Genomic DNA, 24,509 nt, shown 5'->3' with positions numbered 1-24,509 from the left:
CAGGACGGGTGAGTCAGCCAATATGCTAGATCGGTAGCACCAACGCCTGCATGGCGCGAAAATGGCGGAATTGTCAGGAAGGCTAATGTAAGGATAGGAGACACTTCAAACGCACGCAATGCCGTGCGGACGCAAACGTTTGAAGAGATGGAGTTAGGCGATTTTAAGCGGGTGATTAAAGGCATGTCCCACGCAAGTCTCGGCGAACTCTGGCGAGACATGCCTTTATATTTTATTGCGCAATGCTAATACCTTACGGCCAGATTGTGTCTCCTGCCGTTCGGCGTGGTGATGGGCTCCACGCAATCGGCTTCTGGCAACCCACCCTCATTCGCGGCGCCGGCGTATACCGCCGGGCCCCTCGCACCAACTGTTACTTCGCAAACAACGACGACATATCCGCAAACGCCTTGAATTCCAGCGCGTTGCCCGACGGATCGAGGAAGAACATCGTCGCCTGCTCGCCGACCTCGCCCTTGAAGCGCACATGCGGTTCGATGATGAAGTCGATCCCGGCCTGTTGCAGCTTGTCCGCGGCAGCCTGCCATTGCGCCATCGAAAGCACCGCGCCGAAGTGGCGCACCGGCACCGCGTCGCCGTCGACCTTGCTGGTGTGCCGGTGGCCGATTTCTTCCGGCGCGAGGTGCGCGACGATCTGGTGGCCGTAGAAGTTGAAGTCGACCCAGTCCGGCGAGCTGCGCCCTTCGGGACAGCCGAGCAGCTCGCCATAGAACTCGCGTGCGGCCTCGAGGCTATGCACAGGGAACGCCAGATGGAACGGCGGCAAAACGGTTTCGGCAACGCTCATGTTCGGAGAACTCGCAAAGAGGAAAGTGGGATCGCGTGTCGGGCCCTGAATCAGCCCATGAAGCGGCCCATGAGGCAGCCCATCAAGCGGTTCCTGAAGCCGCACGCGTGAGGCCAATTTTAACCATGACTAAAAATGGTGAAAAACGATATATATTTGACCTGACCAACACCAAAATCGATCAATCGACAATGCTCAGCGAACTCAGAACCTTTATCGCCGTCAGCCAGTACGGTACGTTTTCCGGCGCGGGTGCGCGCATCGGCCTGACGCAATCGGCGGTCAGCGCGCAGATGCAGCGGCTCGAAGAGGAACTCGGCTTCGCGCTGTTCGACCGCACCGGCCGCTCCGCCACGCTCAACGACGCCGGCCGCGAAACGCTGGCGCTAGCCGAAGAAATGATGACGCTGTACGCGCGGCTCTCGGAGCGCGGCGCGGGCGCCGCCGATAGCGGCATGCTGCGGGTGGGCGCGATTGCGTCCGCGCAAGTGTCGTTTCTCGCCGATGCGCTGGCGCGCTTTCGCGACGACCGCCCCGGCTGGCGAATGCGCGTCGTGCCCGGCGTGTCGCTGGGTTTGCTCGGCCAGGTGGACTCGGGCGAGCTCGATCTCGCCGTGATCATCAAACCGCCGTTCGCGCTGCCGTCCGAACTGGAATGGCGCACGCTCGTCACCGAGCCGTTCGTGCTGCTGACGCCCAAGGCGCTCGCGCGTGGCAAGCGCTCCTGGCGCGAGCTGCTCCGAAGCGAGCCGTTCATCCGCTACGACCGCGGATCGTTCGGCGGCAGGCTGGTCGACCGTTTTCTGCGGCGCGAGCGGCTGAATGTGCACGACGTGATCGAGCTGGACGAGTTGCAGGGCATCGCGCAACTGGTCGCGCGCGGTATCGGCGTGGCGCTGATTCCGAATACTACGGGACTCGGCAGATGGCCCGCCAATGTCGCCGCGCTCGAACTCGGCGACGCGACGTTTCACCGTGAGATCGGGCTCGTGCAGCGTCCACGGCATAGCCGGCAGGCGGTGGCGGAGGCGCTGGCGGATTGCATCGGTCAGGCGGCGGGGGGCTGAGTTGCGCGGCGGCTCCGGGCTGCGTGAGTTACCTGCCTGAGGTTGGGCCTGAGGTTGGGCCTGAGGTTGGGCCTGAGGTGGGGCCTGAGGTGGGGCCTGAGGTGGGGCCTGAGGTGGGGCCTGATATGGCAAATGAACGTCGCAAATGTACGTAGCAAGCCCACGTGGCAAGCGCACGATTGTGCCGTTGCACAGGCCGTCAACTGTATCTGTGAGATTCGCACGCCAGCACGCAGAATCGTTGCACTCGCATCGTTCCACCCCGCTCGCCACCCAAGCTTACAAACCCATGATCGCCAGCACCTTCCTCACCACCGACGTCCTGATCGCCTATAGCGCCTACTTCGTCGGCACGGCGAGTCCGGGGCCAAGCAATCTTGCGATCATGTCGCTCGCGATGAGCGCCGGCAGAAAATCCGCGCTCACTTTCGCGCTCGGCGTGGTGTCCGGTTCGTTCTTCTGGGCCTTGCTGGCGTCGCTGGGTTTGTCGGCGGTGCTTGCCACTTACTCGGAATGTCTGGTGGCGATCAAGATTGCCGGCGGACTTTATCTGCTATGGCTCGGCTTCAAATCCGCGCGCTCCGCCTTGCGCGCGAAAACGCTGCCCACGAATACCGCACGCGAAGGCGAACCGCTCAAACGGCTCTATTTGCGTGGCCTGCTGCTGCACCTCACCAATCCGAAAGCGATTCTGGTGTGGCTCTCAATCGTTTCGCTGGCCATGTCGCCGGCAGGCGGCACCTCGCACACGGCACCGGTGGTGCTCGGCTGCATGGTGATCGGCGTATCCGTGTTCAGCAGCTACGCGGTGCTGTTTTCAACCGCGTCCGCGCGGCGTATTTACGTCGCGATCCGCCGCTGGCTGGACGGTTCACTCGCGATCATGTTCGGCATTGCCGGGATCAAGCTGCTGACCTCGAAAAGCTAACCGCGCCCTCGGGACTCGCCCGCTCTGCGATACTGTCAGCTTGATGAATCGAAGTGGACAAGCGAACAGAATGAGCGCTGGCAACAACCCGGATCCGGCAGCAAGGCGCTCGCCATTCCAAACGCGGCTATATCTGGCAGGCGCTGCTGTGCTGCTCGGCAGTCTGGTCGCCGCTGCGATCATCTACGCAATGGCGCCGGCGCCGGACAGCGCCGTCTCCATGTACAGCATCGCGGACCCGCGCTATCAGATCGAATTGCAGCGCATTGGCGGCACCGCTCAGGTGCTGATGGCGGAGCTTCACCAGTGGTTCGATGGTCTTTGGCAGGGCACGGCGCTCGCGTATACGGTGGCCGTGCTCGGCGCGCTGCTTGCGGGCGCATGCTTTTTCGTCGGCTACTTCTTTGCCGACGAAGAGCCCTCCCTCTGAAGCCGACCCGCCGCGTCTGACCAAACAGGCGTTTATCACGCCTCCTCGTAGTCCTTCGTTACGAGGCGTCTTTGCGCGTACCCGGCTGCTCCACGCCTGCCAGGCGCAACGCTTCGTGCAAGGTGCTAAAAATGCGGTCAGTGCCGACAATCGGCGTGATCCCATGCCGCTCCATATCCGAGCGCAGGTACTGGTTTACGCGCGCGAAGATCACGTCGACACCCATCTTCTTGAGCATCTCGCACAATTCGCCGACCGAACGCGCCGCCGAATAGTCGAGGTCGGTGATCGCGCCGGAGTCGATCACGAACCAGTGCACCGGGCTCGGCGCGTGATCGATCAGGCTGCGGGTGTTCTCGACGAAAAAGTGGTCGTTCGCGTAGAACAGATCGGCGCCGAAGCGATAGACGATCAGGCCCGGCGCGGTCTGAAGTCCGGGCGCGGCCGGCACCGGCGCCCAGATACCGCCTTCGCTGGGCGCGAGAATCATGGTGTGCGGCCGGTAACTATGCCGCACGTGCCGCAGTAACGATAGCGTGACCGCCACCAGAATACCGTGCTCGACACCGATCAACACCACGGCTGCCGCGGTGAACACGGCCAGCATGAATTCACCGGGACTTTCGCGGCGAATCGAAAACAGAGTCGTCAGATTGATCAGCCCGACAGCGATCGTAAACACGATGCTGGCCAGGATGCAGTGCGGCAGGTACTGCAAAAAACGGCTGAAAAACAGCAGCACCACAACCACCACCACCGCGAACGCAAGCTGCGCGAACTGGCTGCGCGTACCGGCGCGATCGGCCATCGCGGTTTGCGTCGGACTGCCGTTCACCACGAACGCGCCGGAAAACGCCGCCGCGGCATTGGCGGCGGCAATGCCCAGCAGATCAGCATTGGTATCGACGGTTTCGTGATAACGCTCAGCGAATACCCGGCTCGCGGCGGCGCTTTGCGCGACGATCATCACGAAGCAGGAAGCCGCGACCGGCAGCAGATCGAGCAGTTGCTGCCAGGTAACCGAAGGCATGCGCAGCGGCGGCAAGCCGCCGGCCACCGGCCCCAGCACGGCGATACCGTGCGCCGCGAAACCGTAGATATCGCTGGCCGCGATGCCCGCCACCACCGCGATCAACGGCACTGGCACGCGCGGCAGAAAGCGCTTGCAAACCAGAATGGCGACAACCACCAGCACTGAAATGGCGAGCGTCGGCAGATTGATCTGCGCCGACTCGCGCACCGCCAGAGCGAGTTGGCCGACGCTGGTGGCGGCATGCCCAGGAATGCCGAGCATGTCGCCCAGCATCGCGATGCCGACCTGCACGCCGACGCCGGCGAGGAAACCGACCAGCACCGTGCGCGAAAGGAAATCAGCAAGAAAGCCGAGCTTGAAGATCCGCGCGATCAACAACAGCGCAGCAGTGAGCAAGGCGACCATCCCGGCGAGCGCCGCATATTCAGCGCTCGAAGCCGGCGCCATGGTCGAGAGCCGGCTCGCAAAAATGGTGGCGGTGGCGGAATCGGCAGCCACCACGAGGTGCCGCGACGCGCCGAAGAACGCGAACGCGATAAGCGGCAGAAAGACGGTGTAAAGGCCCGTAACGGCAGGCATCCCGGCAATGCGCGCGTAGCCGAGCACTTGCGGAATATCCATTGACGCCAGTTGCACGCCGGCCAGCGCATCGCGCGCCGCCGCAGCACGGCTCAACGGAAGGACGCCCTTCAGCAGGCCAAGGCGTGAAGTGATGTTTGCCAGAAAATCCCGCATGCGCGATCGTGCCCCGAACTTAGGTTTATCGCGCATCGTGCCGCGACTCGGCACGTAAAGGCAAGGATTGGAGCGTTGATCGGCTAAAGAAAATGGCAAAACCAATGCGACGGCTTCGAACCCCAGGCTCCGAATCCGCCACAGCAACCATCCACTTCGGCTTAACGCCTGAACTGCCCCGTCAGTGGATCCACACGCCGCGCGAAACCGAACAGCGCGGCAATGCAGATCGGACAAGCGATGATGAACACGGCCAACATCTCGCACCCCGTAACATATTGTTACCGCCAAGTTTAAGCGATTGCGGCGCGAATTGAATGAGGGAAAACGCAACACACTATTGCGGACCATTACAACAAAATTACTGCCGAATGGCGCGTCGCTTGCGAAAACGCGCCCGAAAATGTGCCGGAAAATACGCCGGAAAACGCGGCAAACAGGGCAATAGAGCGCGCGCCCGGCACAAGGCGCTACGACGCGCAAACCTTCACTCACCTACAAATCTGTTACACCGCATATAGGTCACGTTCAGCTTCGCGGCCCGACAATTAGACGACCGCTTCCAACGACTCGATGCGGGCATTGGCTGGCGCCCGCACCACTGCGCACTCCTATTTCGCTTCCTTGAACAGCACGATGCCGGCGAAACTCACCAGCCCGCAGGCCAGCACATACCAGGCCGGTGCATAAAAACTCCCCGACATGCGCCACAACGCGCTGACGATCAACTGCGCGAAACCGCCAAAAATCGTCACACCCAACGCGTAGATGATGCCGAGCGACGTTGCCCGCACTTCGGGTTTGAACGCTTCGAGAATCAGCACGAAACCCGCCGGGCTCGACAGCGTCATCAAGCCGATCAGCACGAATACGACTAGCACCACGATATAAATCGACGGCCAGGTCCTGATCGCATAGAACGCCGGCAGCAGCACAACCAGCGACACCACCGACACCGCGTACAGCAAGGTCTTGCGACGCGGCATGCGGTCCGCGAGCCGGCCGGCGAACGGCGAACCGATCAGCAGCACGAGGCCCGCGGTGCAACCCGCCAGCAACGATACCGCCGCCGGCATGCCGGTTGTCATCGTCAGGAACGACGGCAGGAAAAACACGATCACATACATCGACGAGGTGCCGCCGATCACCAGCATCGTGCCCGCCACGATCTGCCGCCATTCGATGCGGGACTTGCGGGCCGCCGCCGTCACCGCATGCGCGGGCGGCAAGGTCTCGTCGAGATGCTTGCGCAGATAGAAACCGAGCGGACCGATCAGAAGGCCGATCAGGAACGGCACGCGCCAACCCCATGCAAGCAGGGCTTCGTGCGACAGGCTGCGCGAGAGCGTTGCCGCCACCAGCGCGCCGACCAGCGCCGCGCCGCCCTGCGAGGCCATCTGCCAGCTCACCAGCGAACCGCGCCGGCCCGCGCTGCCCGACTCCATCAGCAAGGTGGTCGCCGCACCCACTTCTCCACCCGCCGAGAAGCCTTGCAGCAAACGGCCCAGCACGATGATCGCGGGCGCGGCCAGACCGATCGCCGCGTAAGTTGGCGCGAGGCCGATCATGCCGGTGCCGAGCGCCATCAGCGAAACAGTGAGCACGAGGGCCTGCTTGCGGCCCACGCGGTCGGCATACGCGCCGATCACGATGCTGCCGAGCGGCCGCACCACGAAGCCGACGCCGAACGTCGCCAGCGACATCATCAGTGCACCGAGCTCGCTACCGGCCGGAAAAAACAACTTGCCGATCAGCGCGGCGAAAAAGCTGTAGACCGTAAAGTCGAAAAATTCGAGGCCATTGCCGAGTGCCGCGGCGAAGATGGTCCGGCGCGACGCGCGCTGCGCTGCCGCGTTGTTCGCGACGACGCCTGCCGTGTGTTGGATTGCATTCATGGGGAGCCGTACGCCTAGAAGTTGTGATACATGCCGAGCGACATGGTGACCGGCGTCGTCCCGAATTCCGGCGCGGTGCTGCCGGTTTGTGTCGGCAGCGGATTATTGTTCAGCAGTACCGTGGAAATGCCGTAGTTGCGGATGAAGCCGGCGCGCGCATACAGGCCCGTGCGTTTGGAGAGGGTGTAGTCGTAGCCGAGCATTACACCGAACGCCGAATCTTTCGCGGGATTGTTTGCCGAGTCGTGCACACCGGATGTATCGCGATACACCACGGAAGCCCGGAACGCATTGCGCCCGACCGGCCAGATCGTGCCGAGCGTATAGACACGCGCGATGCCGTCGTTGGCTAGCCTCGGCGCATACTGGTTGAATGCGCCTGACAGCACGATCTTGCCGGTATCGACCACCACGCCGAGACCGTACAGGTCGTTGCGCACAGTGCTCGTGCCGCCTGTTCCCGTGGCGCCCCACACCTGATTGTAGGTGCCCGTCACGTAAGTCCTGCCGTCATACCACTGCAACAGCGCACCCTGCGCCGCCGCGGCAGGCGACTGCCCCGCCACGTTGCTCGGCGCGTACATCAGTTCCGTGCTGAAGCCCGCAAACGTCGGCGACAGGTAAGTGATTGCGTTGTTCACCCGCGCGGCCAGTTGCGTTGCGCCCGCGCCGAGGTCGCTGTTGTAGCCGAAGCCCTTCGGCGTCTGCACGACAGCGGTGCCGAGCCACGTATAAGCCGAGTTGGTGCCCACCGTGCCGAACACGTCGACGAAGAGCGGCAGCCCCGTGCCGATCTGCTTGCCGAAACGCAGCCGGCCATAAGTCGACGAGTTCAGCCCTACCCAAGCCTCGCGATTGAAGAATGACGTGCTGTCCTGCATGGCTCCGTTATTCGCCAGAAAACCGTTCTCCAGATTGAATTCGGCGCGCAGACCACCGCCCAGATCCTCCCGTCCGAAGATGCCGAATTTTGAGGTCCATTCGCCGCCGCTCTGAGTCTGCACCAGCGATTTGCCGCCGACGGTCTGATAGTTGATGCCCATATCCACCGATCCGTACAGCGCCACGCCTTCGCGCAAGCTGCCATTGAACTCCGGCAACGCGGCCAGCAAGGTTGCCTGATACGGCTCGGCGTGCGCCGTGCCGGTCCCGAGCGTCAGCACTGCCACGCTCATTGCGATGCATTTTTTCATGGGTCTCCCTGCTCCTCACATGCGATTGATATCTGACGCTCAGGACACGCTCAAACAGCGCTCCGCGAGTCCGACGAAATAAGCCGCGCCCCAGCTGAGCGCCGCGTCGTTGAAGTCGTATTCCGGGTTGTGGACCGCGCAGCCGCCTTGCGAGTCGACGCCGTTGCCGAGCACCACATAGCAGCCCGGCACCACTTCGGTCATCCACGAGAAGTCTTCGCTGCCCATCACCGCATCGGGCATTAGCGTGTAGCCCTCGGGGCCTGCAAGGGCTTCGATGGTTTCGATCGCGAGGTCGGCCGCGCCGCGATGATTGACGAGCGGCCGCGAGATCTGCCGGTAGTCGACTTCGGCTGTGGCACCGTAGGTTTGCGCCTGCAATTGGGCAATGTTGCGGATCCGCGCTTCGACCGTGTCGCGCGTTTCCGAATCGAGCGCGCGCACCGAAAGTTTCAGCGTCGCGGTTTCGGGGATCACATTAGGCGCGCTGCCGGCGTGGATCGCGCCGACCGTCACCACGGCCGCGCGAGTCGGCTCGATGTTGCGCGCGACGATCGACTGCAAGGCCAGCACAATATTGGCCGCCGCGACGATCGGATCGCAGCCCAACTGCGGCATCGCGCCGTGCGTGCCCTTGCCGGTCACGGTGATCGTCACCGAATCGGACGACGCCATCATGCAGCCGTGGCGCAGCGCGAAGTGGCCGACCGGCAGGCCGGGCGCGTTATGCAGCGCGAACACCTGGTCGCATGGAAAGCGCGTGAACAGGCCGTCCGCGATCATCTTCGAGGCGCCGCCCAGGCCCTCTTCCGCAGGCTGGAAAATCACGTTCAACGTGCCGTCGAATTCGCCTTTGCGTGCCAGGTGATGCGCGGCGGCCAGCAGGATCGCGGTGTGGCCGTCGTGACCGCACGCGTGCATGGTCTGCGCGACGGTGCTCGCGTACGGCAGGCCGGTGGCCTCCTGGATCGGCAGCGCGTCCATGTCGGCGCGCAGACCGAGCGTGCGATTCGACGTGCCGCGCCGCAACTGGCCCACCACGCCGGTGCCGCCGACCCCCGTCGTCACGTCATAGCCCCACTCGGCGAGCTTACGGGCGACCAGTTCCGCAGTGCGCGTTTCAGCAAAGCCCAGTTCGGGATGCGCATGGATGTCGTGACGAATCGAAATGAATTCGTGCTCGTTCTCGCGCAGTTCGGCGAGAAGCTGGGGAAAAGCCTGCGTCATTCGTCTTGCTCCGATTAAGCCGGTTGTCGTTTCGCAACCGTCGAAGCCAAGCGTAAAGATCCGGCCCGAAAACAAAAAAGCACAAATTTTGATGTGCATAACCAGCAGTGCTATATTCCGCATCATGAAAATTCATCATCTGCGAGCACTGGTTGCGATTGCCTCGACCGGCAGCATCAACGGTGCGGCCAAGGCGCTGTACGTGACACAACCGGCCATCACGAAAGCGGTGCGGGAACTGGAGACGGAGTTCGGCGTGCGGCTGCTGGAGCGCAACCCGTGGGGCGTCGTGCCGACGGCTGAAGGCGCGGCGCTGGTGAGCCGGGCGCGCACCGTGGTGCGCGAGATGGAACGCGCCGAGGAAGACATGGCGCATCTGAAGGGCTTGCGCGACGGCAGCCTCGTGATCGGCATCACGCCGATTGTCGGCACGACCGGGCTTGCCGAGGCCTTCGTCGAATTTCGCAAACGCTGGCCGATGGTGACGCTGGAATTTCGCGAGCTGGGCTTCAACCAGTTGCACGAGCAACTGCGCAATCGCACACTGGATCTTGCGTTCGCCGCCTTCGCCCGGCCGGTGAGCGATCTGGGCAGCGTGAAGCGGATGGTCTCGTTCGAGACCGTATTCGTGACGCGCGCACAGAGTCCGTATGCCGGCGCGGCATCGCTCGAAGCGGTGCAGGAAGCCGAGTGGATTCACACCGACGTGACGGACAACTATCCGGGCTTCATCCGCGCGATGTTCGAATGCGCCGGACTCGCGCCGCCCCGGCGCATCACGCGTTGTACCTCATACGCGCTGTTTTACAGCCTGACGGTCAGCACCGATGCGATCTTCGCGTGGACCACGCATTCGCTCGAAGAAACCTTGCTCGGACAGAGCTTCGTGCGCCTCGCCCTGCCGGTCGCGCCACCGCCGCTGCAGTTGTATCTGCTGTCACCGCAGGAGTCGCAGTTGACCCGTCCGGCGGAGTATTTCGTCCATTGCATCGAGCAGGCCATCGGGCCGTTGTTGAAGGGGACGGTGGCTGCCGAAGAAGTATGAACGGGGTCGAAGGAATGACCCGGTCGCTGCTGCAGCCCTAAATTTGTCCGATATTTTAGTCAAATTTCAAGTTTTTGCCTGAAGTATCAGGCACATCAAATACGATCTCGGTTGATATCGCCAACCCTCCTATCATTTCGATCCAAGTCGTCTTGTCCGATACTTTTGACAAATATAGGATATTTGCCTAATCTATCCGCCATGCCACGTACCTTTCAACGCCCCTTTCCGTCGGTCGAGAAACAGATGCGCGCTCTTGGCGAGCGGTTAAAACTGGCCCGGCTGCGGCGTGAACTTTCCACGGTTCTGTTCGCCGAAAGGCTGGGCATTTCGCGCGACACCTTGAGCCGCCTCGAGAAAGGCGATCCGAATATTGCGCTTGGGACCTACATGCGAGCGCTTCGTGTATTGGGCCTCGACAAGGACGTGGACTCCGTCGCCCGCGACGACGAACTCGGCCGCAAGCTCCAGGATCTCAAGTTGCCCGGCCAGCGAAAACCACGTACGGAAAGACCCAGCACCGCGCCGATCAAAACCGCGCCGCCGGATAAAGCTCACCCGAAGAGGTCTGATGGTCAGTAATAAACCTCGAGATACATACAAGGTATTCCTCGACGCAGCCGAACTGAGCGACATGCAACAGGTCGGCACGTTGTACCGCCAGACTGCGCGTACCGACTTGCCTGCCGCGTTTGCCTATGCGCAGAGCTGGCTCGACGGTCGCAACGCATTCATGCTCGACCCGCGCCTCGAGTTATGGGCCCATGAGCAATACCCGCCGGCGAAGTCTGTCGCATTCGGCGTATTCATGGACTCGGCCCCGGATCGCTGGGGACGCGTGTTGATGGAGCGCCGCGAAGCCGCTACCGCGGATCGCGAGGACAGACCCATGCGTAACTTGCAGGAACTCGACTTTCTGCTGGGCGTACACGATCTGACGCGCGTCGGCGCGCTGCGGTTTCAGGATGTAGAGGACCGGTTTCTTGACAACAGCGCCGACGCCGCTCCACCCGTTACCGACCTTGCCACCCTCGCCTATATCAGCTTGCGCATTGAAGAGGCGGGGGTCGAAAAGTTGCTCGAATACGAGCAGTGGCTCGCCATGCTGATCGCTCCCGGCACATCGCTCGGCGGCGCTCGCCCGAAGGCCAACTTCACCAGCCTGGGCAACGATCTCTGGATCGCCAAATTCCCAGCCAAAGACGACCGTTACGACATCGGCGCGTGGGAATACCTCACTCACCGGCTGGCGAGCAAAGCCGGCATCTGGGTGCCGCAGTCCGAGCTCAGGTACGTCGGTGCGCATGGCGTACGGTATGGCACGTTCTGCGTCGAACGATTCGATCGCCGTCAAGGCAACCGGCGCATGTACACCTCCGCCATGACCTTGCTCGAACGTCAGGATGGCGAGTCGGATGCAAGCTATCTGGACATTGCTGAATACCTCGCAGGCAACGGCGCGCAAGGTCATATCGACGAAGATCTCGCCCAACTCTTCCGAAGGATTGTCTTCAACGTGCTCGTAGGAAACCGGGACGATCATCTTCGCAATCACGGCTTCATTCGCGAAGCGTCGGGCTGGAGACTCTCGCCAGCATTCGATATGAATCCAAATCCCGGCAAGCGGGAACACGCGCTCACGCTGGACGCCATGAGCGCCCTGCCGGATCTCGAAACCGTGATCGGAACGGCTGAGTTTTATCGGCTCGACGACAAGCAGGCACGTCACATCGTTGTGGACGTTCGACACGCCGTCAATACATGGCGTGAAGAAGCCGCGGCTCTGAATCTGCCCCGGCCCGAAATACAGCGAATGGAATCTGTATTTCAGGTGTGATGCGTTCGAATGGCGACCCACATGTGCGAGGCCAGTCGGTCGCAACGGACACCTCCGTGCCTGCGTTCCAGCACATATCCTCATACCCCTTATAATCCGGCATGACCCGAATCCCGCATCCTCTCCCCCTCAAATCGGCCGCGTACGGCCGATCAGCCGCCCACCGCTCCACGGCGGCCGCATGAAAACACCCAAACGTCTGCTCCCGCTGGTCGAAGAAGGCCTGATCGACGAAGTCATTTCGCAGTTGATGAGCGGCAAGGAAGCCACCGTCTACGTGGTCCGCAGCGGCGAATCCACGCGCTGCGCGAAGGTCTATAAAGACGCCAAACAGCGCAGCTTCCGCCAGGCCGCGTCCTATCAGCAGGGTCGCAAAGTCAAGAACAGCCGCCAGCAGCGCGCCATGGAGAAAGGCAGCCGCTATGGCCGCGAAGTGCAGGAGCAGGCATGGCAGAACGCCGAAGTCGACGCGCTGTTCCAGCTTGCCAACGCGGGCGTGCGCGTGCCGCAGCCGTTCATCTGCACCGACGGCGTGTTGCTGATGGAATTGGTGACCGATGCGGACGGCGACGTCGCGCCGCGTCTGAACGATGTCGAGATGACCGAAGCACGCGCGCTCGAACTGCACGCGCTGCTGCTCAACCAGGTGGTGCGCATGCTGTGCGCCGGCATGATTCACGGCGATCTGTCCGAGTACAACATCCTGCTCGCGGCGGACGGCCCCGTGATCATCGATCTGCCGCAAGCCGTGGATGCCGCCGGCAATCTGGAAGCGCCGGCCATGCTGGAGCGCGACGTGAACAACCTCGCCACGTACTTCGGCCGTTTCGCGCCCGCCTTGCTCGACACAAGCTACGGCAAGGAAATCTGGTCGCTGTACGAAGCAGGCGCTCTGCACGTGGACGCCCGATTGACCGGCCGTGTCGAACAGGACACCACGCCGATCGATCTCGAAGGCGTGCTACAGGAACTCGAAGACACCCGGCTCGATGAAGAAGCGCGCCTGCGCTACGAACAGTCGCTGCGTAGCGGAACGTAAGCGGACCCCGTACCTCGCGCCAGCGTACCCGGAACCTGCCCCACCGATTCCCGCATCGTCACGCTCACCGGAAACTCGCGAGTAATCTCCCACGACGTCCCGTAGCACTGATTGACCAGCCAGCGCACGGCATTCTGCGTCAGCTCCGCCGTCGGGATATGCACCGAGGTCAGTCCCGGCGCGGCATAAGCGGCCGAATAGTCATCGTCGTAGCCGATCACGGAAACGTCGTCCGGTACGGCAATGCCCGCCTGATGGAAGCGCGCCAGCACGCTGACCGCCATCGTGTCGTTCGCGCAGAATAGCCCCGTGAAGCGCCGCTTCGAATCGAGCAGTTTCTGCGCGGCCGCATAGCCGCCTTCTGGCGAAAAGTCCGATTCGATCAGCGTGACGTCCTCGCGAGCGATGCCTTCGCGCGACAGTTCGGCGAAGAAGCCTTCGAGCCGGGTCTGGTTGTCCGAGGCGCTGGACGGCCCGGATATCACCGCGATGTGCCGGTGCCCATGATCGAGCAGCGTGCGTGCCGCCAGTTCACCGCCACGCCGATGATCCGCGCAGAATGACGCCTCCGGCAACTGATCGAACGCGCGATTCAGAAACACCATTTTCGGGTGCATGCGATGCAGCATGTCCAGATCGTCGTCGTGCAGATCGTGGCTGATCACCACCACGCCGTCGCAATCGCGGCCGATCAGAAAGCGCACCGCCTCGATCGCCTGCTCACGCGGCGACACTTCCCCACAGCCGGTCGCCACCACCACGTGACGGCGCACCGCGCGCAGTTCGGTGTCCGTTTGCTTGAGTATCGTGCCGTAGTAGGAGCCGAAGAAAGTCGGCACAAAAATGCCGATGATGCCGAGCGATTGCGTCGCCATGGCGCGGCCGATCGACGATGGCCGGAAATTCAGTGCTTCGATCGCGGCCTTTACACGGGCGGCCGCGTCGGCTGAAATGGGTCCCTTACCGGAAATGGCGCGTGACGCAGTCGACATCCCCACGCCGGCCAGTGCCGCGACATCCTTGAGTGTTGCCACGCGGTTCTCCGTCAAGCCTGTTGTATTCAACGACGCCGCGTCCGGTCACTAGAGACGCGCGCCGCCCTCCTCGTCGAACAGCGAAATATGCGCGCCGTCGAACGAGAACGCCGCGGCATCTCCTATCGCCAACGGCGTCTTGGTCTGATCGATCGACGCGATCTGCACGCCATGATAATCGAGCCAGACGACGCGGTGGTTGCCCATCGGCTCAATCAGTGAAATGTTCGCGCGCTCGCTCATTGCCGTGCCCGAATCCACGCGTTCGCTCACCCGCACGTCTTCTGCCCGCACGCCGAGCACACAAGGCAGACGATCCGCCGGCAGGTTTTTGAAAGGATAGGCCGACACATCGAACCGCAAGTTCGCGCTGCAAAAGTGCAGCGAACCATCGCGCACCTCGAGTGTGCCCTTGAGCAGATTCATCGCGGGCGAGCCCAGAAACGTCGCGACAAACAGATTGTCCGGCCGCGCATAGACTTCCCCGGGCGTGCCGAACTGCTGGATCACGCCGCCGCGCATCACGGCCATGCGTGTGGCGAGCGTCATGGCTTCCACCTGGTCGTGAGTCACGTAGATCATCGTCGCGCCCAGACGCTGGTGCAGTTGCTTGAGCTCGCGCCGCAATTCGGTACGCAGCTTGGCGTCGAGATTCGACAGCGGCTCGTCAAACAGGAACACGTCGGCTTCGCGTACGATCGCACGGCCAATCGCGACGCGCTGCCGTTGCCCGCCAGAGAGTTGCGCCGGCTTGCGCTTGAGCAGAGGGCCGAGTTGCAGCATCTCGGAGGCCCGCGTGACGCGCCGTTCGATTTCCGCCTTCGGCGTGCCGTTGATGCGTAACGCGAACGACAGATTGCGCTCGACGCTCATGGTCGGATACAACGCATACGACTGAAACACCAGCGCGATGCGGCGATCTTTCGGGTCGGCCCAAGTCATGTCTTCGCCGGCAATTTCGATGCTGCCGCCGGTCACATCGATCAGACCCGCAATGCTGTGCAGCAAGGTGGATTTGCCACAGCCCGAGGGTCCGAGCAGCACCACGAACTCGCCCGCGCGCACGTCGAGATCGAGATTTTCGATCACCGTATTCGCGCCGAGCTGGATCTTCAGGTTGCGCACCGATACATTGGCCGGATTCGCCAGCCCCGCCGCATCCGCCACGTCGCCGAGGCCCGCCGCACCTGCCACATCTGCTGCGCCTGCTGCCGGGTGTGTCATCGCATTTGCCACTGCATGTGCCTCCACGTTTCAAGACTGGCCAGCTTCGTCATACCTTACCGCCCTGTCCCTTATCCCTTGACGGCGCCGGACGCAATGCCGCGCACAAACCAGCGGCCCGAAATGAAGTAGACCGCTAGCGGCACCATGGAGGTCAGAATGGTCGCCGCCATATTGACGTTGTAGAGCCGTTCGCCGGTAGTCGTGTTGATGATGTTGTTCAATTGCACCGTCATCGGCAGATTTTTTGTGCCGGCGAACACCAGCCCGAGAATAAAGTCGTTCCAGATGCCCGTCACCTGCATGATGACCGCCACGACGATGATCGGCGTGGACATCGGCAGCATCAGTTGCAAAAAGATACGCCAGAAACCGCCGCCGTCGATGCGCGCCGCCTTGAACAGCTCCTGCGGAATCGACGCGTAGTAGTTGCGAAACAGCAGCGTCATCACCGGCATGCCGAAGATGGTGTGAATCACCACGATGCCCGGCAGCGAACTGAACAGATGCACACTCGCCAGCACGCGCACAAGCGGATAGACCATCACCTGCACGGGAATGAAGGCGCCCATCAGCAGCACGCCGAACAGCACGCCGGCCCCGCGCGGCCGCCAGAACGACAGCGCGTAGCCGTTCACCGCACCGGCCGCGATCGATAACACCGTGCTCGGCACGACGATACGCACTGAATTCCAGAAACCGACCTGAATGCCGTTGCAATCGAGCCCGGTACAGGCCGATTGCCACGCGGCGCGCCATGCGTCGAGCGTGAAATGCGTGGGGAACGCGAGCAGATTGCCGAGGCGAATCTCGCTCATCGGTTTGACCGACGTGACGAGCATCACATACAGCGGCAGCAGGAAAAACAACGCGGCCGTGAGCAAAAACGCGTAGACGCCGAAACGCGCGGGTGTAAAAGTCCGGCGACGCCGGCGGCTATGGCTGGGCGTGCCGCCTTTCAGGGTTGGACTAAGCGTGTTCATCACACCTCCTTGCGCAACACAGCGCGGCTGCGGGCAAAGAAGAACGGCGCGAGGATCGCCAGCACCGTTGCGAGCAACACGATCGACGCTGCCGATGCCAAACCGATATTCGCGCGGCCGAACAGGTAGTCCATGATGAACTTTGCGGGCACTTCGCTCGCCGTGCCGGGGCCGCCTTGCGTCATTGCGACCACCGCGTCGTAGAGCTTGACGACCATCACGAAGAGCAGCACGAAGGCCGTGGACATGGAAGGCCCGAGCATCGGCACGACAATGCTCGCATACACACGCCAACGCGGAATTCCGTCGATACGGGCGGCTTTCCACAGTTCGTCGTCGATACCGCGCAAGCCCGCCAGCAGCAGCGCCATCACGAGGCCGGATGCCTGCCATACCGTCGCGATGACGATGGTGTAGATCACCCCGTCCTGATCGACGATCCAGTCGAAGCGCGCATGCACGAAACCGAGCTTGTGCAACACCGCCTGCGCGCCCAGTTCGGGATTCAGGATCCACTGCCAGACCAGACCGGTGGCGACAAACGACATGGCATACGGATAGAGAAACACCGTGCGCAGCACGCCTTCAGCCGCAACACGCTGATCGATGAAGATCGCCAGCAGCAAACCGATCACCATGCACGCAACAATGAAGCACGCACCGTAGATCACGATGTTTTGCAGCGACAGTAACCACCGGTCGTTGTTGAACAGCCGCACGTATTGCGTGAGGCCCGCGAAATCGCCGGAAGGAAACGTGTGCGAGTTGCTGAGCGACACGCGCGCGGTCCAGACCATCGTGCCGAGATATGCGAACACGACGGTCAGGACCATCGGCAGCAATGCCACCCATACCGCGATAGGCAAACGCTTTTTTAGCGGCTTTTTCAGCGGCCCTTTGCGATGCCTGGCGTCAGCGGCCTGCAGCTTGAGCGCGTGCATGGCGGGCGCCTAGCTCTTCAACGCACTGGCAAACGCTTTCTGCGCGTCGTCGACCGACTGGTTCTTGTTCCAGAAGTTCGTGATGACGTCGATCAACGCACCCTGCGTGTCAGGCGAGAGCAGCATTTCCGGATTCGGCAACTGACGCGACTTGTCCTTCATGATCGCCATACCCTCCTTCGCGCAGATGTCGAGACTGCTCGCGTCCACATCGGGACGAATCGGAATCGAACCTTTCTTCGCGCTGAATGCGACTTGCGCGGCCGGCGAGGTCATCACCGTGGCAAGCAGATTCTGCGCCTTGATCGCATTGGCGTTGTCGGTTTTCGGGAACACGAATACATCGCCCGCGACCAGATACGGCGAGTGCGGACCGAAACCCGGGAAGCAGCCGAAGTCCTTGCCGGCCACCTGATTGGCTGCCGAGAACTCACCCTTGGCCCAGTCGCCCATGATCTGCACCCCCGCCTTGCCGGAAATCACCAGCGCGGTGGCATCGTTCCAGTTGCGGCCAGGCGAGCCCGGATCGACGAAGTCATGCAAGCGCTTGAACGATGCGAGCACCTTCCTGAACGCGTCAGACTTGACCGCGTTCTGATCGCGATCGCGATACACCTTCAGATAGAGATCGGGACCGCCGACGTCGGCGAATACCGCATCGAACGTGATCTTTTCCTGCCATGGTTGACCGCCGAGCGCGAGCGGGATCACGCCCGCGGCTTTGAGCTTGCCGAGATCGGCAAGGAACTCGTCGTAGCTCTTCGGCTCGGCGGCGATGCCGGCCTTCTGGAACACGGGTTTCGAGTAGAAGAACCAGGCCGGCATATGAATATCGACCGGCGCGGCGTAGTAATGACCTTTCACCTTGATGCTGTCGATGATCGACTGCGGGAAGACATTATTCCAGTTCTCTTTTGCGGCAACCTCGTCGACATTGTTCAGGAGGCCCTGGTCGATCAGGTCGTGAAACTGTTTGGACGTATTGAACTGCGCGGCGGTGGGCGGATCGCCGCCGACGATCCGATTGATCGCGGTGGAGCGTGCCTGATCGGCGCCGGCGACGGCGTTGTCGATCCACCGGCCGCCGGCCTTGTTATACGCATCGGCGAACTGGCGGATCGCGGCGGACTCGCCGCCCGAGGTCCACCAGTGGATCACGTTGGCCTTCAACGGTTCCGCTTGCGCGACGACGCCATATAACGACAGTGCCGCAACTACACTCGCCGCGATCATTTTTCTGCTGTTCATTCCGTCTCCTGTGTCGATCAGAGTTAGCGCTTCAGCGCTTACTCTGATCCCATGCAAAGCTGTCGATCAGAGTTAGCGCTTCAGCGCTTACTCTGGTCCCATGCAAAGCTGTCGACATACAGCCCCACCTGCCGTTAGACCCTCGCCTTACGCTCCTTCAAAAATTTCGCCGCCAACTCCGCACTGCGTTTGACCGTGCGCTTCTGCGTACTGTAATCGACATGGACGACACCAAAGCGACGCTCGTAACCAAACGCCCACTCGAAGTTATCCATCAGCGACCACAGAAAATAGCCGCGAACATCCACGCCGGCCTTGATCGCCTGATCGACCGCCGCAAGATGGCGCTTGAGGAACGAGATGCGCTGCGCATCGTCGACGTGGCCGTCGATCACCTTGTCGTCCGAGGCCATGCCGTTTTCGGTGATGTAGATCGGCGGCAGGTTGCGATACGTTTTCTTGAAACCGGTCAGCAGATCGCGCAAGCCATCGGGATACACCTCCCAACCCATCTGCGTGCGTTCGACGCCTTCGAGCGGCACGTCGCGAAATCCGTGCGCGCCATCGCTCGCAACGTTCGTGCGGAAGTAATAGTTGATGCCGAGGAAGTCGAGCGGCGCGGCAATGGTTTGCATATCGCCGTCGAGCACCAGCGGTTCGGTGCCCGGCCACAACTCGAACAGATCCTGCGGATACTCGCCCTTGAGCAGTGGATCGAGAATCCACGCATTGTGCTGGACTTCGAACAGATGCGCCGCGCGCTGATCCGCGGCGCTGTCGCTATTGGCCGTGCCACGGCCGATGTTGGCGACGATACCTTTCTGCGAAGCCGGATCGTTGCCGCGCAATACCGGAATCGCAAGGCCGTGCGCGAGCAGCAGATGATGCATCGCCTGCGTCGCGAAACGGTCGTTGGCGAGGCCCGGCGCGTGGTGGCCGTTGCCGTAGCCGAGATATGCCGAACACCACGGCTCATTGAGCGTCGCCCATGCGTCGACCGTACCGGCCAGTTCACGGCTCATCAGATCGGCGTAGTCGGCGAAGCGATAGGCGGTGTCGCGATTGAGCCAGCCGCCGCGATCCTCCAGATGCTGCGGCAGGTCCCAGTGATAGAGCGTCACGAAGCTTGTGATGCCCTTCTCTTTCAGGCGGTTCAGAAGGCGCTTGTAGAAGTCGAGCCCTTTGCGATTCGGCCTGCCTGCCGCGTCCATCACGCGTGGCCATGCAATCGAGAGCCGGTAGCCCTCGAGCCCGAGCGAGGCCAGCATGTCGATGTCCGCTTCCCACCGGTGATAGTGATCGCAGGCCACCGCGCCGGTGTCGCCGGCCAGCACCTTGCCGGGTGTCGCCGAGAAAGTGTCCCAGATCGACGGCAGGCGACCGTCTTCATCCACCGCGCCTTCGATCTGATACGAAGCCGTGGCGGCGCCAAACAGGAAATTCTTGCGCCATAGCGAGGAGTCCGCGGGCGGGGTAAAGGGGTCGGCGAGCGAGCCCTTGAAAACTGCTGGGGATAGGGTGTCGAATGCAGCGGATGCGTCGTTTGCCACGGATTCTCTCCTGCGCTGAGGTCATTGAACCGGGTACGGCAAAACTTGATACGGAAGCCGGCTGGAAGCCGCTTAAGAGCTGATTGGAAACGGTCTGGAAGCAAAAGTGGAAGCGCTTCCACAACGACCAGCGAACGATAGCAGTGGCGAATTCACTGCAGCAATCAGGGTTTGTCTGGAGGGCTGGCTGGCATGCGCGGCGCTGTCATGCGCCGCGCATTGGCGTTGTCACCTGAATCTGAATTCAACAGGCTCTTGGCGCTGTCCAGTGATTTGAAGTGAATTGTGCTGCGGCGCTCAGGTGCTACGCTGACCGGCCACATGCCAAGGCACGTTACGAACCCGACTTGCCATATAGATGGCGTAAGTCTGCCCCGCCGACCCGTTTGTTTCGCTCGACAATCATTAGCCCGTCGCCCGCTTCAGGGTAATTAACCAGCGGTTCTCCATCTAGCCGGTCCACATTAAAGATATCAATGAAATAGTCTGAGGGGGTTTTCATTGCCACCGCATAGATTAGAACCGGCACACCGTGATCGACGCCCACCAATTCGTAGCCGAGTGTGATTGAGTCGCGTCCTGCTCTTTCGATGTTTTCTTCGTGAACCACCGCGAGGAAATAAGGAGAATCGATCTCGCGTACCAGACACGTTTCAACCTGTGTCTTCCATTGATTAGTTCGGTCACCATACAGCGGCTCATTTGCCTCGATCAGAAACTTGAGCAGCGCATGCTCCTTCGCCGAGAGTGGTCTTGACATTTGTTCCTTCCTCATCTTGGGCGAATCGAGCCCACTCGTATCGTGTTGCGTCGTTCAGATCGAGGGACTGCCGTTCCTGGCAACCGTGCCGGTCCGCGAAACGACCTGGCCGTCAGGTGAATAGCCGAACCTCCTGTTTCGCTCGACAATCATTACCCCGTCACCTGCCTCAGGATAGTTAGCCAGCTTCTCTATCGAGGCGGTCTCTCGGGAGCTTAAAGCGCGGCAATAGGTCCGACTCCTTGAACACGTGTCGCAAATCTGCCCCTCCTATGCGTTTCCCAGCTTCCATGATCATGAGGCTGTCGCCTGGCTCGGGATAGGCCACAAGAGGCTCTCCATCGAGACGATCGATGTCGAAAGAGTCGAGGACATAGCCGGCCTGCGTCTGCACCGCATAAGCATAGATAAGCAGCGGTACGCCTTCGTCAATGCCGATCAACTCACGCGCGAGCGTGGTGTAGCCGCCACTCGGCAATCTGATTTCATCATGACTGATAGCCAGGCAGTACGGCACATTAACTTCATGAACCAAGCAGGTTTTGATCTGGGCTTCCCACCTTTGAGCGTAGGCACCATAAAAAGACCTATTCACGGTAAGAAGAAACTCCAGTAGTCGGCGTTCGTGGGTCGCTAAAGCCCGTTGCATAATTTTCCTCCTTTAGGACCCGGCCATGGGCTGGCATGCGCGGCGCATGGATTGGCGTTGTCGCCGGAACCTCAATTCAACTGGCTGTTAGCACTCTCAGGCGATTCGAAGTGAATTGTGCTGCGGCGCTCAGGTGTTACGCTGACGGACCACATGCCAAGGCACGTTACGAACCCGACTTGCCATATAGATGGCGCAAATCTGCCCCGCCGACCCTCTTGTTGCCTTCGACGACCATTAGCCCGTCACCTGGCTCGGGATAGGCCACAAGAGGCTCTCCATCGAGTCTGTCGATATTGAAGGATTCGAGCACGAAGCCCGCCGGCGTTCTATCGGCTATCGCGTAGATAAGCACCGGTACACCTTCGTCAATGGATATCAGCTCACGCAGGCGTTCGGGAGTTTTCCCATCCTTCGTAGGTTTCCTCGCCGTGGCTGATCGAGAGGCAATAGGGAACGTTGACTTCACAAACCGTACAGTTTTGAATTTGATTGATCCAGCGAGGTGCGTCCGCCTCGTACAAAGGAGCATTGACCGAAATAAGAAATTCAATCAATCGATGTTCGCGGGGAGTTAACAGTCGTTGCACATGTAGCCTCTGTGACCTTATTACCGTGGCGGGCAAATCGAACCAACGCGAACTACTTCCGCAGACTGTCGATAAGCCGAGTATCCGATCTGCACACCGTCGACGCTAGAGGTAAAAAGACAAGATGCGCTGGCAGCCGCAAAGATCGATGCAAAGCCCTGGGCACGGCGCCAAGTGCCCAAGGTGACCGCCATTAAGACTTCTTTGCCGGCAGATTAAACGCGCCACCGTCATAAGCCTCGCAATACGCTTTCCAGTCGGCGTTCACCTGAGCCTCGCATTGCGTCGCGAGGTCGATCAACGGCAATTGCCAGTCCTTACGATTGCCGAACGCAATCAATTCGTCCGCAATCGCCGACTTCTGCCGGCCGCCGCTACGCAGTTGCCCCCATGCGCTCAACTCGGCCATGCTGTTGATCACTGCTTCGAGCCGCGGCAGCTTATCGTCCCAGGCGCTCAACGCCACCCGGTCTTCCGAAGGCTGCAAGCTGCGCAGCACATACGAACGCTGATTGAAATCGACTGCATGCAGAAATGCCTGCGAAACAGCCTGATTGCGCCGCTGAATTTCAACCACGCGCTGCGCCTCGCTGTGCCACTTCGGCTGCGGTGTGCGCACATGCGGCGTCACCGAAGAAGGCAGCGCCTCTTTCAGATCGAGCAGATAGTTGCCGTCCGGTGAGCCTTTACCTTCGACGAGAATCGCATAGCGATCCACCCCCAGGCTACCGGTGCCGGCAATCCGCCGGGCCACGTCGATAACGCGATAGAAGTCCGGATTGGGTTGGCTGGCGGCGAACTGATGCATGAACGCGGTAACGGTGGCCCGCGCCTCGTCGCTGATCGGCAGGGCTTTTCTGCCGTCCACCTTCAGCACGCGCGTCTTGCCCTTGAGCGTGGTGCGCCGGTCGAGATGCTGGGCGCGCGTGCGACTCTCCAGCGCGTCGAACAGATCGCGCACCATGCCGACGGAAGTCTCCGCTTCGATCCAGCGCGCTTTGCCGAAGGCGAGCGCGCCGCCGTACGCATCGACCGCGGTGTGGCAGAGCGCGAGTGCCTGAGCGCGGCTCAGTTTGAGGTCGCTTGCACCGACCAGCACGCTCGTGAGAAGCCGTACCAGCTCGTAAAGGGCCGGCGCGAGGCAGGCTTCATCGAAATCGTTGTTGTCGAAATAGACAAGCCGGTTATCACCCTTGTAGCTGCCGAAATTTTCCAGATGCATATCGCCGCAAATCCACACCGGCGGCGCATCGTCGAGCACTTTGTCGCGCGGCAGGCGCTCATAGAACAGATGACAGGTGCCACGCAGAAACACGAATGGCGAGCTGCGCATGAGCTTGTACTTCATCGCGAGCCGTTCAGGATCGCGGCCGGTATTGAAGCTGGCGATGGTATGTGCGATATCGGACATGGGGTTTCCTTTCATACGGCGCGCGGTGAGTCCAACGGGGGGCAGTATGGACTCAATTCGAGCGGATCGAGTCCACGAGCGCATGGAGATTGAGCGGCTTCACGCGAATCACGCCACCGCGCGGACTGTCGATATCGGCGACCAGCATGAACGACAGCGATACGATCAGCGGCACGATCAGCAACAAGCCGGCGCCCGCTTTCAGACCGCGCGCGCCATAGCCGACCAGTACGTTGGCGCACACGCCGATCAGCACCATCAGCGTCCACGCCGCGACGGGAATGCGGTTCCACCACGCCGCCTGCGTATAACCCTGCGTGTTGAGCACGTCGTTCATGCCGGAGACAGCTAGCGCCGCCACCGGCGTGGGCTGCGCCGTGGCGGCGTTCTTCACCGCGGCCCACATTGCGTTTTGCAGGCGTGACGTATCGGCGTTGACCTGGGCGAGTTCGTCGGCGTCGCGGGTAGTGTAGAACAGCACCCGCTGGTCCAGATAAGTCTTCAGCAAGCCTCGCACGGTCGCCGCCTCGGCGGCGGGCAACAGATCGGCACGAACGTATTCAGTGCCGATTGCGTTCGCCTCTTCTTCCTCGTAGTTTTTGCGTTGATCGTAGCGGCCTACCGCCATCGAAAAAGTGAAACCGATAATCAGCGCGAGCAAGGTTAGCGTAGCGGCCTGAATCACGCTGAAGTCGTCGCGTGCATCTTCGTCGATCTTTCTGAATCTGCGTAGCACCGACGCGCCGACGCGCGCCGACAACCACATCGCGACGAACGAAATGATGAACACGAGTGCGGGATAGTCGAAGAGGGTATGCATGGACGAACGTTATTCTTATCAGAGTTTCGTTGGCGGGAACGCTGTGGACAACGGTTAAACGG

Annotated in this window: 22 protein-coding genes; 7 read left to right on the top strand and 15 right to left on the bottom strand. The window is 61.3% G+C overall.

Annotated features, from left to right (window positions below; genetic code table 11):
- Positions 1-373: 373 nt before the first annotated feature.
- Positions 374-808, bottom strand: coding sequence for a VOC family protein (locus tag HWX91_RS35320; protein ID WP_028200266.1), 435 nt, complete (start codon positions 806-808; stop codon positions 374-376).
- A gap of 191 nt (positions 809-999) precedes the next feature.
- Here HWX91_RS35320 and HWX91_RS35315 point away from each other — a divergent pair, with 191 nt between their 5' ends.
- The 3 genes from HWX91_RS35315 to HWX91_RS35305 all read left to right on the top strand — a co-directional run bounded on the left by HWX91_RS35315 (position 1,000) and on the right by HWX91_RS35305 (position 3,233).
- Positions 1,000-1,875: a LysR family transcriptional regulator gene (locus HWX91_RS35315; protein ID WP_028200267.1), complete on the top strand. Its 876-nt coding sequence runs from the start codon at positions 1,000-1,002 to the stop codon at positions 1,873-1,875.
- Between the two features lie 289 nt (positions 1,876-2,164).
- Positions 2,165-2,803 (top strand): LysE family translocator, encoded by a 639-nt coding sequence (locus tag HWX91_RS35310; protein ID WP_028200268.1) that lies wholly within the window; start codon positions 2,165-2,167, stop codon positions 2,801-2,803.
- Positions 2,804-2,873: 70 nt separating this feature from the next.
- Complete coding sequence (locus tag HWX91_RS35305) at positions 2,874-3,233, top strand: hypothetical protein (protein ID WP_028200269.1); 360 nt, start codon at positions 2,874-2,876, stop codon at positions 3,231-3,233.
- A gap of 58 nt (positions 3,234-3,291) precedes the next feature.
- On the opposite strand, the gene HWX91_RS35300 is transcribed toward HWX91_RS35305, so the two are convergent.
- The 4 genes from HWX91_RS35300 to HWX91_RS35285 form a co-directional block, all read right to left on the bottom strand.
- Positions 3,292-5,001, bottom strand: coding sequence for a SulP family inorganic anion transporter (locus HWX91_RS35300; protein ID WP_028200270.1), 1,710 nt, complete (start codon positions 4,999-5,001; stop codon positions 3,292-3,294).
- A gap of 611 nt (positions 5,002-5,612) precedes the next feature.
- A complete protein-coding gene (locus HWX91_RS35295) occupies positions 5,613-6,896 on the bottom strand; it encodes an MFS transporter (RefSeq protein WP_028200271.1) in 1,284 nt (427 codons plus the stop codon).
- 14 nt (positions 6,897-6,910) lie between these two features.
- Positions 6,911-8,089: a porin gene (locus tag HWX91_RS35290; RefSeq protein ID WP_028200272.1), complete on the bottom strand. Its 1,179-nt coding sequence runs from the start codon at positions 8,087-8,089 to the stop codon at positions 6,911-6,913.
- A gap of 39 nt (positions 8,090-8,128) precedes the next feature.
- Positions 8,129-9,316, bottom strand: coding sequence for a M20 aminoacylase family protein (locus HWX91_RS35285; RefSeq protein WP_025527704.1), 1,188 nt, complete (start codon positions 9,314-9,316; stop codon positions 8,129-8,131).
- A 124-nt stretch (positions 9,317-9,440) separates the two neighbouring features.
- Here HWX91_RS35285 and HWX91_RS35280 point away from each other — a divergent pair, with 124 nt between their 5' ends.
- The 4 genes from HWX91_RS35280 (at position 9,441) to HWX91_RS35265 (ending at position 13,237) form a co-directional block, all read left to right on the top strand.
- Positions 9,441-10,361 carry a LysR family transcriptional regulator gene (locus HWX91_RS35280; RefSeq protein ID WP_025527705.1) on the top strand — a complete coding sequence of 307 codons (921 nt, stop codon included), beginning with the start codon at positions 9,441-9,443 and terminating at the stop codon, positions 10,359-10,361.
- Between the two features lie 246 nt (positions 10,362-10,607).
- Entirely contained in the window at positions 10,608-10,943 is a 336-nt protein-coding gene (locus HWX91_RS35275; RefSeq protein WP_063627899.1) for a helix-turn-helix transcriptional regulator, read from the top strand.
- The gene (locus HWX91_RS35270; RefSeq protein ID WP_042277258.1) at positions 10,933-12,198 is read left to right on the top strand and encodes a type II toxin-antitoxin system HipA family toxin; all 1,266 of its coding nucleotides are present in this window, start codon (positions 10,933-10,935) and stop codon (positions 12,196-12,198) included. Before HWX91_RS35275 ends, HWX91_RS35270 begins: the two co-directional genes overlap by 11 nt.
- A 181-nt stretch (positions 12,199-12,379) precedes the next feature.
- Entirely contained in the window at positions 12,380-13,237 is an 858-nt protein-coding gene (locus HWX91_RS35265) for a PA4780 family RIO1-like protein kinase (RefSeq protein ID WP_025527708.1), read from the top strand.
- Here the strand turns inward: HWX91_RS35265 and HWX91_RS35260 are convergent.
- From HWX91_RS35260 to HWX91_RS35215, 10 genes are all read right to left on the bottom strand, one after another.
- Positions 13,207-14,271, bottom strand: coding sequence for a LacI family DNA-binding transcriptional regulator (locus tag HWX91_RS35260; protein ID WP_030098812.1), 1,065 nt, complete (start codon positions 14,269-14,271; stop codon positions 13,207-13,209). The genes HWX91_RS35265 and HWX91_RS35260 overlap by 31 nt on opposite strands.
- Positions 14,272-14,319: 48 nt before the next feature.
- Positions 14,320-15,495, bottom strand: coding sequence for an ABC transporter ATP-binding protein (locus HWX91_RS35255; RefSeq protein WP_028200274.1), 1,176 nt, complete (start codon positions 15,493-15,495; stop codon positions 14,320-14,322).
- Between the two features lie 71 nt (positions 15,496-15,566).
- Positions 15,567-16,478: a carbohydrate ABC transporter permease gene (locus HWX91_RS35250; RefSeq protein ID WP_025527711.1), complete on the bottom strand. Its 912-nt coding sequence runs from the start codon at positions 16,476-16,478 to the stop codon at positions 15,567-15,569.
- Complete coding sequence (locus tag HWX91_RS35245; protein ID WP_028200275.1) at positions 16,478-17,419, bottom strand: carbohydrate ABC transporter permease; 942 nt, start codon at positions 17,417-17,419, stop codon at positions 16,478-16,480. Before HWX91_RS35245 ends, HWX91_RS35250 begins: the two co-directional genes overlap by 1 nt.
- A 9-nt stretch (positions 17,420-17,428) precedes the next feature.
- The gene (locus HWX91_RS35240; RefSeq protein ID WP_028200276.1) at positions 17,429-18,667 is read right to left on the bottom strand and encodes an ABC transporter substrate-binding protein; all 1,239 of its coding nucleotides are present in this window, start codon (positions 18,665-18,667) and stop codon (positions 17,429-17,431) included.
- 134 nt (positions 18,668-18,801) lie between these two features.
- Entirely contained in the window at positions 18,802-20,217 is a 1,416-nt protein-coding gene (locus tag HWX91_RS35235) for a GH1 family beta-glucosidase (protein WP_028200277.1), read from the bottom strand.
- A 334-nt stretch (positions 20,218-20,551) separates the two neighbouring features.
- Positions 20,552-20,977: a hypothetical protein gene (locus HWX91_RS35230; RefSeq protein ID WP_028646114.1), complete on the bottom strand. Its 426-nt coding sequence runs from the start codon at positions 20,975-20,977 to the stop codon at positions 20,552-20,554.
- A 178-nt stretch (positions 20,978-21,155) separates the two neighbouring features.
- A complete protein-coding gene (locus HWX91_RS35225) occupies positions 21,156-21,626 on the bottom strand; it encodes a hypothetical protein (RefSeq protein ID WP_028200278.1) in 471 nt (156 codons plus the stop codon).
- Between the two features lie 783 nt (positions 21,627-22,409).
- On the bottom strand, positions 22,410-23,627 hold the full coding sequence (locus tag HWX91_RS35220; RefSeq protein ID WP_028200280.1) for a DUF2252 domain-containing protein: 1,218 nt from the start codon (positions 23,625-23,627) through the stop codon (positions 22,410-22,412).
- A 52-nt stretch (positions 23,628-23,679) separates the two neighbouring features.
- Entirely contained in the window at positions 23,680-24,447 is a 768-nt protein-coding gene (locus HWX91_RS35215; RefSeq protein WP_028200281.1) for a bestrophin-like domain, read from the bottom strand.
- Between the last annotated feature and the right edge of the window lie 62 nt (positions 24,448-24,509).

The sequence above is a fragment of the Paraburkholderia fungorum genome, assembly GCF_902833645.1.
In the GTDB taxonomy this organism is placed as follows: Bacteria; Pseudomonadota; Gammaproteobacteria; order Burkholderiales; family Burkholderiaceae; genus Paraburkholderia; species Paraburkholderia fungorum.
Note: the sequence above shows the minus strand (reverse complement) of the source record. Positions and strands in the feature narration are given on the sequence as shown.